At 42.9% G+C, this 13,058-nt stretch carries 9 protein-coding genes; 4 read left to right on the top strand and 5 right to left on the bottom strand.

The annotated features are described in order from the left end of the window. Window positions 1-382 precede the first annotated feature (382 nt). Together xseA and xseB are read left to right on the top strand one after the other, a co-directional pair. Window positions 383-1,894, top strand: a complete 1,512-nt coding sequence (xseA, locus tag JMX13_RS09455; RefSeq protein ID WP_201612259.1) for an exodeoxyribonuclease VII large subunit — start codon at window positions 383-385, stop codon at window positions 1,892-1,894. A gap of 176 nt (window positions 1,895-2,070) precedes the next feature. After that, entirely contained in the window at window positions 2,071-2,316 is a 246-nt protein-coding gene (gene xseB / locus JMX13_RS09450; protein WP_201612258.1) for an exodeoxyribonuclease VII small subunit, read from the top strand. 17 nt (window positions 2,317-2,333) lie between these two features. Here xseB and pncB read toward each other — a convergent pair whose 3' ends face one another. The 5 genes from pncB to JMX13_RS09425 form a co-directional block, all read right to left on the bottom strand. Beyond that, window positions 2,334-3,575: a nicotinate phosphoribosyltransferase gene (pncB, locus tag JMX13_RS09445; protein WP_201612257.1), complete on the bottom strand. Its 1,242-nt coding sequence runs from the start codon at window positions 3,573-3,575 to the stop codon at window positions 2,334-2,336. Window positions 3,576-3,857: 282 nt separating this feature from the next. Then, a complete protein-coding gene (msrAB, locus tag JMX13_RS09440) occupies window positions 3,858-5,702 on the bottom strand; it encodes a bifunctional peptide-methionine (S)-S-oxide reductase MsrA/peptide-methionine (R)-S-oxide reductase MsrB (RefSeq protein WP_201612256.1) in 1,845 nt (614 codons plus the stop codon). A 420-nt stretch (window positions 5,703-6,122) separates the two neighbouring features. After that, entirely contained in the window at window positions 6,123-7,034 is a 912-nt protein-coding gene (locus JMX13_RS09435) for an ATP-binding cassette domain-containing protein (protein ID WP_201612255.1), read from the bottom strand. A gap of 34 nt (window positions 7,035-7,068) precedes the next feature. After that, window positions 7,069-9,027 (bottom strand): glycine betaine ABC transporter substrate-binding protein, encoded by a 1,959-nt coding sequence (locus JMX13_RS09430; protein ID WP_201612254.1) that lies wholly within the window; start codon window positions 9,025-9,027, stop codon window positions 7,069-7,071. Window positions 9,028-9,387: 360 nt separating this feature from the next. Further along, entirely contained in the window at window positions 9,388-10,869 is a 1,482-nt protein-coding gene (locus JMX13_RS09425) for a coniferyl aldehyde dehydrogenase (protein ID WP_201612253.1), read from the bottom strand. 420 nt (window positions 10,870-11,289) lie between these two features. On the opposite strand from JMX13_RS09425, the gene lipB reads away from it, so the two are divergent. Continuing rightward, complete coding sequence (lipB, locus tag JMX13_RS09420) at window positions 11,290-12,165, top strand: lipoyl(octanoyl) transferase LipB (protein WP_201612252.1); 876 nt, start codon at window positions 11,290-11,292, stop codon at window positions 12,163-12,165. A 222-nt stretch (window positions 12,166-12,387) separates the two neighbouring features. Further along, window positions 12,388-12,918, top strand: coding sequence for an inorganic diphosphatase (locus JMX13_RS09415; protein WP_025651820.1), 531 nt, complete (start codon window positions 12,388-12,390; stop codon window positions 12,916-12,918). Window positions 12,919-13,058: the final 140 nt, after the last annotated feature.

The raw sequence follows: 13,058 nt of genomic DNA, 5'->3' as shown, positions 1-13,058 counted from the left end.
TTTAGCTTTTAGCTTTTAGCTTTTAGCTTTTAGCTTTTAGCTTTTAGCTTTTAGCTTTTAGCTTTTAGCTTTTAGCTTTTAGCTTTTAGCCAATAAGTTTGCGAGATAGATAGTATATTCATCGCGGCTTATTGGCTTTACTTTTTGTAGCGGCACTTTTGGGGTAAACTACCCTAACTAATGTTCCATACATTCAAATCAGTCTATAACTAGTGGCTATTTGCGACTGGTATAAATTTTCCTTGCTTACTACTATCACAGTGGCTGCGAAAAATTCATCCCAGTCGCACTATATTATTGATTTTAAAGTGGCTCTACTATAAAAGAGACTCTACTATATAAGCAGCGAGTTTTTAAACCTTCTTACCTTTGGTCTATCATTATGCGCAAACCCAACCTGTCACATACAAAACAAGCTAAGGTTTTAGCGCCTGCCAAAGATTTAGCGACCTTGGAGGCCGAACTGGCTGAGCAAGAAAACAGTCTCGAAGTCAGTTTAGAAGATACGGTTTTGCGGCTGAGCGACTATCTATCGGCGGTCGATATGGTTATCAAACAGACCTTTAATCACCGCGTATGGGTCAAAGCTGAGATTCGTAATTTATCAAGTAAAGGTGGGCATTATTACTTTGAGCTGGCAGAAAAAGATGACGACGGCAAAGTCATTGCCAGCTGCCGCGGTAACCTTTGGCGCTTTAAAGCGGCGCGCGTCTTAGCAAAGTTTGAGCGCGCAACCGGCATGCCGCTTGACCGTGATTTGACCGTATTACTCAAAGTATCAGCAGGCTTTCATGCACAATACGGTTTCTCACTGACGATTGAAGATATTGACCCAAGCTATACTTTAGGCGACTTGGCGCGGCAATATGCGGAGATGGTCGACCGCTTAACTGGCGAAGGCTTATTAAACCTGAATCAGCAGCTACCCGTCCCATTTGATATCGAGCATGTCTTAGTCATTGCCCCTGAAAAAGCGGCGGGATTGGGCGACTTTCAAGCCGATGCGGACCGCTTAGCTTGTACAGGTGCCTGTCATTTTCATTATCATCACGCCACTTTTCAAGGCAATCACGCACCAAGCGAAATCCGTGAAGCTATCGTCAGCGCGGGGCAACAGTTTTATGACACCTATCAACGCCTACCTGATTTATTAGTCATTATCCGTGGCGGCGGTGCCGTTGGTGATTTAGCGTATCTCAATGATTACGAGCTTGCTGCCCTCGTTGCCGAGCAGCCTATCCCTGTCTGGGTCGGTATTGGTCATGAGCGTGATAAAGTGATTTTAGATGAAGTGGCGCACACCAGCTTCGATACGCCGTCAAAAGTGATTGCTGCTATCATGGCGCATTTAGCCCAGCTCGTCACGCAAACGCTGCAATACCAAGCGCAAATCAAACAATCAGCGCAGCGGCAATTAAATAGCGCTGAGCAACAGACAACACGCCAGTTGAGCCAAATACAATCGCAAACGATTGGTCAATTAACCGCCCTGCAAAAAGACAGTGACTATGCTTGGCGTAGTATTCAGCAAAGCGCCCAGCGCCAAGTCAAGCAAGCTGTCAGACTCACCAGCGATTTGCACGCGCAAATTCAAACATCTGCTTATCAGCAGTTAGCAAGCGCATCGACGCACAGTCGAATCAATAAAAAAACGATTATGCATAGTGCCCAGCAGCAGTTACTACAAGCACAGCGTGATAGCGAACATCTGCGCGATATCGTACTCTTGCATCGTCCCTCTCGCGTGCTTAAGCAAGGCTATACCATGCTCACTGACGCTAAAGGCAAAAAAATACTGACCAGCAGTAGTCAGCTTTACGCTGAACAAACGGTACATATTGTCTTAAAAGATGGCAAAGCGAAAGCACAGCTTATTGATGTGGAGACCAATTAGTTATAGTCTATTTGCCATAAAAATACAGAGCTGCTGGGATAAGTTTTGCGTAGCCTCGAACAGTGACGAAGTCACACAGCAAACAAAGAAAACTTATACCAGCAGCAGACTCCTAAAACTAAAATATTTAACAATTACTTATCTACTGAATTTTTATTTCAAAATTAGGAAACCTTATGACGACCCCTACTCGCAAACGCAAAAAAGCCGCCCCAAAAACTTTTAAGGCAGCTTATGATATTCTAAAAACCAATGCCGCTGAACTACAGCAACAAGACGAGCCAGATATCGATAATCTGATGACAACGGTTGAAGAGTCGATTGCCGCTTATCGTGTTTGCGAAACTCGTATCAATGCCGTGCAGCAAGCATTAGATGCCGCTTTCGCCGAAGATGACAATACAGAGAACAGCGACATTTAAACTAAGTTAAGTCAGCTTTATTCTGGCTCATCGACTTCAAATACTTGGCGCAAATAGGCAAGATAGGTATCATTATTGATCATGGTCTTGCCTGGGCTGTCTGACAATTTGGCAACCGGCTGCCCATTGCACTCAACCAATTTTAAGACGATATTAATCGGTGTGATACCCATATCATTGGTCAAATTGGTGCCAATGCCAAAGCTGGTTCTTATTTGACCTCTAAAGTACTGATGTAAATCCCAAGCTTTATTTAAATCCAAGCCATCACTAAAGGTTAAAATTTTGGTTCTTGGGTCTATCTTTAATTTCTTATAATGGGCAATGGCCTTGTCACCCCAAATATAAGGGTCGCCGCTATCATGACGCAGCCCATCGAACAGCTTGGCAAAATATAAATCAAAATCGCGTAAGAACGCATCCATGCCAACGACGTCGGTCAGTGCAATACCTAAATCACCGCGATATTCATGTACCCACGCTTCAAGCGCCGCTTTTTGTGAATCACGCAAACGCACATCCAATGCCTGAAATGCCTGCATAAACTCATGTGCCATTGTACCAATTGGCGTCATGCCGAGTTTTTTTGCTAAATAAACGTTTGACGTACCGCTAACGATTTTTGGTTCAGCGTTATGTAAAGTCTCAACCACATGCGCTTGCCAGACTTTGCTAAAACGCCTACGAGTACCAAAATCAGCGACGATAAATGGCGGTGTATTATTATCATATTTTTCCTGCTTTACCGCATACTGATGCAATAACTCAACTTTTCCATCCAACCTGCGCTGCCCTTCCTCAATGACGCTGGCATTAGATAAAGCACTAAAATATAGCTCATTAACAATGGCTAGGACAAATACTTCAAAGAACATCGCTTGAATCATCGGCCCTTCGATGTCAATAAACAAGCGACCTTTTTCATCGGTGCTAACGGTGATAAAACGGCGTTTTAGCTTAAATAATTCTAGATAATCAACGAAGTCTGAACGCATAAAGCGCAATCCACGCAAATACTCCAGCTCATCTTCTAAAAATCGCAATTCACACAAGCTGTCTAGCTGTTGCTCTAAATCTTCTTTGATATCTGCCAACGGATACAGCGTATCCTCGTTATTGCGGCAGCGAAAACGGTACACCCCATGGGTCTGCGGAAACTGATGCAACATGGCTTGTAGCATGGTAAATTTATATAAGTCGTTATCGAGTAACGAGGTGATAATAGGTTCAAAAGTTTTAGCAGTATGAGTAACGGTCATGTTACAGCCTTAAATGCAAAAAAGAAAAGCCGCCAAACAAAGCGAGCGACGAAATAGCTATCAATAATTATCAAGATGCCAATAATAAAAAAGGTTCAGATTTTGAGTATAACGAAGTTTACCCCGTTTTTCATAACTCAACGCTTATAACAGCAAAAATACAACGATAATAAATGTATCCATCCTTTTACTCTGATCTATAAGTTTGGAATATCAGCCATAAAAAAGACGCCAGGCATAAGCTTAACGTCTCTTGATAAGTTTAATTATCAATATCAATCATTAAGGTTTTGCAGGCTTTACCAATTTTACCAACGGCGCATAGCCTGACTGCGGCATCACATCGACTGGGATAAATTGTAGCGCCCCGCCATTAATACAATAGCGCAAACCGCCACGGTCTTTGGGACCATCTGGGAATACATGACCCAAATGCGAGTCTGCGACCCGCGAGCGAATCTCGGTACGCACCATATTAAAGGCGGTATCCTCATGTTGGGTAATGACTTGCTTATCAATTGGCTTGGTAAAGCTTGGCCAGCCGCAGCCAGATTGGTACTTATCGGTGGATAAAAACAATGGCTCACCGCTCACCACATCGACATAAATCCCTGGTGCAAACAAATCATCATACTCATGACTAAACGCGCGCTCAGTAGCCGCCTCTTGGGTGATATTATACTGAGCTTTGGTTAGGGTGTTTTTTAGCGCGCTTTTATCAAAGTTCGTATAGCGTTTGGGATCTAAAGTTTCAGCAACCGTGCTGACCGGTGCAAGCTTGGATCGCGCAGTGCCTTCTGGTTTATCATCGGCAAGGCTTAAATCGACATGACAATAGCCATTTGGATTTTTTGCCAAATAATCTTGATGATACATTTCAGCCAAGTAAAAACTATCTAGCGGCACATTTTCTACCACAACTTTCTGTTTATACTGGCTCTGTACACGTTTGAGAGCAGCATTAATCACCGCTTTGTCTGCCTTATCCGTATAATAAACGCCAGATCGATACTGGACACCGCGATCATTGCCTTGTTTGTTTAAGCTGGTTGGATCTATCACGCGCAAGTAGTATTTCAAAATAGTATCGAGATCAGTTTTATCGGCATCATAGGTTACTTTGACCGTCTCGGCATGACCTGAGCCACGAATCACTTGCTCATAGCTTGGATTGGCTGTATCGCCATTGGCATAGCCTGATACGGCATCCACGACACCTTCGACGCGCTCCATATAAGCTTCCACGCCCCAGAAACAGCCACCTGCTAGATAAATTGAGCGCGTATTAATCGCCTTACCTTTATCGTTATAGTAAACGCCATCTTTTTGCTTGATGGTTTCAATCTTACTATTACTATCTAATGCTTGGGCGTTTGCCGGTTTGGCATTACCGGCTTTTAGCTCGGCAAAGTCATTATCAGCATTTTCAGCAAGGGCATAGGCTTGCTCTGCGGATATATTACCTTTTACCAAATGTACCAGGTTGCCTTTTTTATCGAGTATCGCCCAGCTTGGATATACTTGCACACCAAGCTTATTAATCATCTCGCCTGAAGCGTCAGACAATACTGGCAGCTTAGGATAGTCGGCTTGCACGCCTGCATACCAAGTATTGAACTCACCATCGGCTTTTTCATTGAGGTGACCAGGACTGGCAACGGTGACAACGTTCAAACCGGCAAATTTGGGATCGGTACGCCACTCTTCGGTTTCTGCAAGGGTCCCTAAACATAGTGGGCACCAGCTTGCCCAAAATTTAATCAAGGTAGGCTTATTCGGATCAATGACCGCAGCGCCTGTTTTGCCCAAACCCTTGGTCAATTGCGGCAACGCCTGCATTTGCCCAAGCATGTCAGATGGCAACATATCACGTGAGCTTTTTACACCACTATTTTGGCTGCTGGAATTGCTGTTATCATTGCTCTTAGAGTTGTTTTCCGCGCTACTCATTTGCCCACAAGCAACCAGAATTCCTGCACTTAATACCGTCGTTACACCAAAAGCACTAACATTCTTTAACCAACGCGATGCCGCTCGCGGTGTCTCTGTCGCGAAATCACTAGCGTTGCTGCGCTTATCATAACGATTTTTATTATGAGACTTATTATCTTGTTTATCAGGTAGCATGGTGGATCCTTTTTACGAAGTCTTGCGAGCAGACGCTTAATATTTAATGGTCATTAAGGGTATTCAAAAGCAATTAAGCAGAATGAATGCTTGTGAAAATAAATAAATTGACAGGTATAGGTAAATTAAAAGAATGGTAACTGCATTAGACTATCTTAATAGTATACATCGCTAGTGGAGTTTACTTTAATAGTAAATAAGGGGTTGCTACACTTTTTTAACAACGTAGTAAGAGTAGTGATATAGAGAAGTAAGGACAAAGAAATGATGCAAGCAATTATTAATGCTTAGTTGTATTAATATGAGGATGAAATAATGAAAAATACATATTACAAAGCCAATCAATTACTTAATAGTGAATTTTAATTGGCATACACCAATCAATGTATTGATATCAATGAGATTAAAAATATAACTGAATTAACTTTTGGCTCCCATAAATTGCGCAACATAATCATCAGCGGGATTGTGACGTAACTCACTTGCACTACCGGTTTGTACCAAACGCCCACCATTCAAAATACTGATACGCTGACCAACTTTGACTGCCTCATCGATATCATGGGTAATAAAGACAATGGTTTTATTAAGACGCTCTTGTAAATCCAGCAATTGATCTTGCAGCTGCGCGCGGATAAGTGGATCTAGTGCGGAGAACGCCTCATCCATGAGTAAGACTGGATTGTCGGTTGCCAACGCGCGTGCCAGTCCGACCCGCTGCTGCATACCGCCGGACAATTCATCAGGATAGCTGTGTTCTAGATTGGGCAACCCAACTTCATTGAGCCAATATCTTGCAACCTCATGGCGCTCTTTGATACTCATTTTACGCACACGTAAACCGTAAGCGACGTTTTGCATCACCGTCATATGTGGCACTAAACCAAAGTGTTGAAAAACCATGCTGACGGTTTGCTGGCGATAATGCTGTAGCTCTTTATCGTTCAGCTCTAAAATATTAATAGCAGAAGATTTTCCGTTGCCATTTGGTAATTCCTTTCTACTTACAGACATTGAAGTAGAAGGTATTTCTGTCGCTGATTCTTTCGCGTTAATAGCCGTATCCACCCAAATTTTACCGCTAGTTGGGTCAATCAAACGATTGATATGGCGTATCAAGGTTGATTTACCAGAGCCTGACAAGCCCATAATACAATGTAGCTCGCCCGCTTTAACGCTTAAATTAATATCGTACAGCCCCACCGAATAGCCGGTCTGCTTTTTGACGGCAATACTGTCCATACCTTCTGCTAATAATGCCAAAGCCGACTTCGCTTGCGAGCTATTGGCATTATAAATCTTGCTGATATTTTCTAATTGAATATGGTTCATTATTATTCTCATTTATTATTTTTATGATTCGTAATTAACCGATTGGGCGTCTGCCTGCATCAATGGTTTTTTGCCGCGCGCGTTTCCCTTGACCAAAGGCTTGCGTGATACGGTCAATGATAATGGCAACGATGACAATAGCAGTACCGGCTTGTAAACCTTGACCGATATTGAGGGTTTGAATCGATTGCAAGACATCTTCACCAAGACCCGGCGCGCCAATCATAGAAGCTAGCACCACCATAGACAGCGACATCATTACCGCTTGATTAATACCCGCCATGATACTAGGCAGCGCTTGCGGCAATTTAATCCAAATAAGCAGTTGAAGATGAGTGCTACCAAATGAGCGCCCTGCTTCGACCATCTCATGATTGACTTGAGTAATGCCCAAAGTGGTCAAACGAATCAGCGGCGGTAAGGCATAAATAATGGTAGCGAATAGCGCGGGCACTTTGCCAATCCCAAATAACATCAGCACGGGTATTAAATAGACAAAGCTTGGCATGGTCTGCATAACGTCGAGTATCGGCGTGATAATTTTACGCAGTAATTGACTGCCAGACATCGCAATACCAATTGGAATACCAATCACCACCGTGACCAACACTGAGACAATGAGCAGCGCAAAGGTATCAATCAACGCGCCCCATAGTCCAAATGCGCCAATTAAAAACAGTCCTACGCCACATGCCAGCGCAAACCATATTTTACGGACACCAAACCATGCTAAGACGGTCACTAGCGCAATGATTAGCCATGGCGGCATAAACGTTAAAAATCGTTCAATAGGCAACAATAAATAAGTCAAGGCGGCGCTACTGATACCACGGAAAACATCACCATAGTTTCTAACCACAGTTGCTAAAGCCTTGTTGAGCGAGGTTTCAAGCGACCACGAAGGAAAGCTTGAAGATAAGCCGAATAAATTAGCCGTATTTTTATTTTTTAATGTATCTGACGCAGCGCTATTTGATAAAGCGCCACCATTGAGACTAACCCCAAGCTTCGCTGCCATATTATCTGCCGCTTCTGGCGTCATCCATGTCTGCCAAATATCCGCATTATTACGTAAAAACACCAGCGCTTGTTCATCACCGCTGCGCTTGCTTTCACTCATCTCTAAAATAGCACCGTTGAGCTGGTCAGGAGTAAATTTAACTTGTTTAAAAAAATTGCTCAGCTCAGGATTAGACTGCATAAAAGGCGTAGATACTGCAATACTTAGCGGAGAAACAGGAAAACCCGAGATACAGTCAGAGGTGCCATTAGCAAGTAATAAATCTTGCCAACAGGCGTCATCGTGCGCGGGAAACTCTAATGGCGCAAAGTCGTATTTTGCCATGAGCCCAGTCGGTTGCCAGTAATAAAACAATAAGGGTTTATGCTGTTCAAAAGCAGAGGATATTTCAGCATCGAGCGCAGCGCCAGTACCGGGATGAACACTGTTAAAAGTCTTATCTAAACCGGTATTTTTTAATAAACGGGTATTAAAAATCTCACATGCCCATCCTGACGGACAGTTCATAAAACGCGACTTACGCGGGTCTTCAGGATCCATAAACAACTCAGCGTATTTGGGCAAATCTTGATAACGACGCAGACCTGGATTTTCTTCTAAGACATATTTGGGCACATACCATCCTTGGGTCGCACCGCCCTCAAGCGTGTCGCCAATGATTGCCACCTTTTTGTCCTCGATAGCTTGCTCTAAAATCGGCGAGCGCCCTATCCACTGCTCACCGATGACTTGGATATCATTTTGCAGCAGCGCATTTTCAAGCGCCGGACCTGCGCCCGGCACCTCAATCACTTGACAGCCATAGCCATTTTCAGTGATATATTTTAATACCCCAGTGGTAAACTGCCCACTCTCCCACGTGAGCGCGCCAAATTTAATCGGCGCATCACAACCTGACACAGCAGCGGATACTGGTAAAGATAGTATTAGCGAGCTTATTAATAATAAGCTAAAGGCAATCCATTGACGCACGGCAGATCCTATTTATCGTTATTATTCTTAAGTTTAGTAAAGCGTATTTTTGCACGCAAAGTCTGTTGTTTATTATTAATTTATTTGCTTATAGAGCGCCTAACATCAACTATAGATTTGTTTAGGCTGTCTACAAAGTGTAGCGATTTATAGTCAAGATGACAAATGCTCATTAATTTTAATTGTTTATTTTTAACTTCTTATTCGAATGACTTTTTTTGAATGAGTTGTTTTAAATAATCAGCTTTTAATAACTTGTTTTGAATAACGAGTTTTTAGGTAAAAAATAGGTAAAAAAATAGCACCTACCTGAGTAAATGCTATTATTTATAACGCTGCTTATTTATTTGGAGCGTATTGTTATTTTAAAAACAGCGCCATAGCTTTTTTGAACAAGCCACCGTATGGCGGTAGTAAAATATTAAGGCCATTCAACTTCGATTGTACAAAGACAGGCTTCATATGACTAAGACGCTCAAAGCCAGCTTTACCGTGATAAGCGCCCGTACCTGAGTGCCCAACTCCGCCAAATGGCAAGTCGTGCTGCGCCACATGCATGATGACTTCATTGATGCAAAGACCGCCCGATACCGTGTTATTACGCACCTGATCTATCTCGCTGCTGTTGTCACCAAAGACATAGAGTGCCAACGGGCGTGGACGCTCATTGATAAAATCAATAGCGTCATCAAGGTTATCATAGTGCATCAGCGGTAAAATCGGCGCAAAAATCTCGTTTTGCATAACATCGCTATCAGAGGCAGGCTCACTGACAATTACTGGTGGCATCAAGCGGCTGTCGATATCAGCAGCAGTATCAGTCAGCTGATGAATATTCTCGCCTGCTAAACCATCAAGATAGCCTTTTACGCGTTTAAACTGCTCGCCGTTAATGATGTGCGAGTAGTCAGGATTGTCTTGAATATTGGGATAATGTTTTTCCATCCACTCTTTTGCCAGACGAATAAACTCTTTATGATATTGACGCTGCAGCAGTACATAATCAGGCGCAATACAGGTCTGACCTGCGTTAAGCGTTTTGCCCATCATCACGCGATTGACGGCATTTTCTAAGTTGGCACCTTCTAAAATGACAACCGGCGACTTACCACCAAGCTCAAGGGTGACTGGCGTTAAGTTCGGTGCCGCCGCCGCCATGACCTTTTTGCCGACCGCGGTCGAGCCCGTGTACAATAAATGGTCAAAAGGCAGTTTACTAAAGGCTTCGGCAATCTCAACTTCGCCAATGACCACAGAAACCATATCCGGTGAAAAATAACGTGAAATAGTCTCAGCAAAGGTTTGAGCAAATTGCGGTGCGGCCTCGCTCATCTTAATCATAATGCGATTGCCCGCTGCCAACGCATCAATCATCGGGCCCACTGCTAAAAATAGTGGGTAATTCCAAGGCACCATAATACCGACTACGCCCAATGGCTGCGGTTGAATCTCATTATGAGCCGGCATATAAAGCGCTGAAATCGATACACGCTGAGGCTTCATCCATTTCTTACCATTCTTTTTGGCATGACTAATACCAGTAAAGCTTGGAAACAACTCAGCAAATTGAGTTTCCGACTCACTGCGATAACCAAAATCAGCGCTAATCGCTTTGGCAAGTAATTCTTGAGTGTCGCTCAGCATCACCTCTAAATTGTCGAGCTGATTTTCACGCGTGGCCCAATCATTGATAGGTTGCGTGCGGCTCAGTTTTTGCAGACGCGAAAATTGCGCCTGCATATCAGCGACGCTCTTAACGATGCTAAGGGATTCGTGTGCATCATTGGTATGGTTTGAAGCTAGCTCGTTTTGAAACGCAGTCGTTTGATTATTATCAGTCATTTATCTTCCTTGTCATATGCGTTAGAGTCGGTACGCTATCATAGATTTAAGACTCTGATGTATGGTCATTAAAATAAGCCTTCACTAAAAAACAGCCATTAAAATTAGCATTCGCTAAAATAAAAAAGCGCATGAGATTCCATTCAATGCGGCTTAACACTATTTTATTCAATGCCGTTTAATGTAGCGCATTGACCAATGAATGAACAGCACCTTTGATTGACTACTGGGTTTGTATGAAATACGTGTCAGCTAAGGCTTATATTGCAGGAATTTATCAGCATTTTTATCAAAGCTGTATAAATTAACCCATAGCGCAAATGATAAAATTTAGATTTGGGCACAAATGCTAAAACTGCTACACTAAATCTCAATATTGAACACCCTTTTTAATAACAAAATCATAAGACAATCATTCTCATGCAAAACGTCACACAATCACTCAATGACATGCTTATAAGCAAAACGCTTTCAGCTGCCGATTACGTACCCACCCTTGATGCCATGCTGTCACGCACATTGGCGCGTATCGCCCTCAAAAAAGAGCAAGGTCTGCGTACCCCTGACGAGTTATGGATTGTTGATCATAATGATGTCTATACGCTTGGACAAGCCGGTAAAGAAGAGCATATCCTGCAACGTACCAATACGCCTATTATCAAGACCGACCGCGGGGGTCAGGTGACGTGGCACGGTCATGGGCAGCTGGTTATCTATTGGTTGTTTGATTTGGAAAGTCTAGGTTGGAGTGTGCGTAACATGGTATCGCACGCCGAGCAAGCGATTGAAGATGTGATCAATGACTGCTTAAAAAGCCACGCATCTAATAGCGTCAATACCAGTGCCGATATCAGCGCCCATGCGCGCCGTGATGCGCCCGGTGTTTATTTATATAGCCATATCAATACTACTATCAACGAGAACTATCAACCACTCTCTCACACACTTCCTGATGACGCCATTATGCTAGGCAAAATTGCTTCTCTTGGTTTTAAAATCAAGCATGGTTTTAGTTATCATGGGGTCGCAATTAATTTAGATTGTGATTTATCGGCCTTTAATGCGATTAATCCCTGCGGCTATGCTGGGATGCAAATGCTACGATTGGTTGACTTTGTTGCCATGAATGAGCAAACGCGCGCGCAGTCAGCTGAAAAATCTCTTCAGCCAATTGCAAACCCACTTCAGCTAACATCTAACGCTTTAAGCTATGAACAAGTCACTCAAAAGCTTATCGATAATATTGCTAAGCGCCATGCTGGACATATCCAATTACGTGCGCTCGCCCCAAAGTAATTTCTCTAAGTCTTTCTTACACTGTTTTTTTTAATATAGTTTTTGCATAATCCTTTTTTGCATAATATCGTGCACGCTTAGACTTAAGCATTGTGAGAAAATTTGAGTCAAAGTTGTTATAATCGCAGGCGGCACAAATTGGGCGCAGCAATAACCTTAGCGCGCCAACATTTAACCCTTTATCACTGAAGCATTCATAACAAAAGTACATTGGAGCAATTTATGGCAGATTTTAATAAAATTTTGGACGCAGGCGACGTCGATGGTGGCATCATTAATGTGGTAGTAGAAATCCCAACCGGCAGCAGCCATAAAATTGAGTGGAATCGCGAGTTGGCCGTATTTGAGCTTGACCGTGTTGATCCACAGATTTTTGCCAAACCTTGTAACTATGGTTTCATCCCGCAAACCCTTGATGAAGATGGCGATGAGTTAGATGCCCTAATCATCACAGAACAGCCTTTACCGACTGGTATTTTCTTAAAGGCAAAAGTCATTGGCGTCATGAAATTCGTTGATGATGGCGAAGTTGATGACAAAATCGTTGTCGTACCTGCTGACGACCGTGATACAGGCAATGCTTACAATAGCCTAGAAGATTTACCAAAGCAGCTAATCAACCAGTTACAATTCCATTTCAGCCACTATAAAGACCTTAAAAAAGCCGGTACAACGGTGGTCGAATCTTGGGGTGACGTTGCAGAAGCTAAAGAAGTCATCAAAGAGTCTATCCAACGTTGGAAAGACCTATAAATTATCCCAGATAATTTAAAAAAGCGTTTATTGCAATCTTTTATTAGAATACGATAAGCGCCATAAAAAATACCGCAGACATAATGATGACTGCGGTATTTTTTTGCTTGAATTTTGCGGCGATAAAATGGTTATAATAC

This window comes from Psychrobacter immobilis, assembly GCF_904846285.1.
Taxonomy (GTDB): Bacteria; Pseudomonadota; Gammaproteobacteria; order Pseudomonadales; family Moraxellaceae; genus Psychrobacter; species Psychrobacter immobilis_D.
Note: the sequence above shows the minus strand (reverse complement) of the source record. Positions and strands in the feature narration are given on the sequence as shown.

What these genes read in the sequence shown, in the direction of transcription:
- JMX13_RS09415 (WP_025651820.1), top strand. Translation starts at nt 12,388, where the DNA reads ATGGCAGATTTTAATAAAATTTTGGACGCAGGCGACGTCGATGGTGGC.
- msrAB (WP_201612256.1), bottom strand. Translation starts at nt 5,702, where the DNA reads ATGCTACCTGATAAACAAGATAATAAGTCTCATAATAAAAATCGTTAT.
- xseA (WP_201612259.1), top strand. Translation starts at nt 383, where the DNA reads ATGCGCAAACCCAACCTGTCACATACAAAACAAGCTAAGGTTTTAGCG.
- pncB (WP_201612257.1), bottom strand. Translation starts at nt 3,575, where the DNA reads ATGACCGTTACTCATACTGCTAAAACTTTTGAACCTATTATCACCTCG.
- JMX13_RS09435 (WP_201612255.1), bottom strand. Translation starts at nt 7,034, where the DNA reads ATGAACCATATTCAATTAGAAAATATCAGCAAGATTTATAATGCCAAT.
- lipB (WP_201612252.1), top strand. Translation starts at nt 11,290, where the DNA reads ATGCAAAACGTCACACAATCACTCAATGACATGCTTATAAGCAAAACG.
- xseB (WP_201612258.1), top strand. Translation starts at nt 2,071, where the DNA reads ATGACGACCCCTACTCGCAAACGCAAAAAAGCCGCCCCAAAAACTTTT.
- JMX13_RS09425 (WP_201612253.1), bottom strand. Translation starts at nt 10,869, where the DNA reads ATGACTGATAATAATCAAACGACTGCGTTTCAAAACGAGCTAGCTTCA.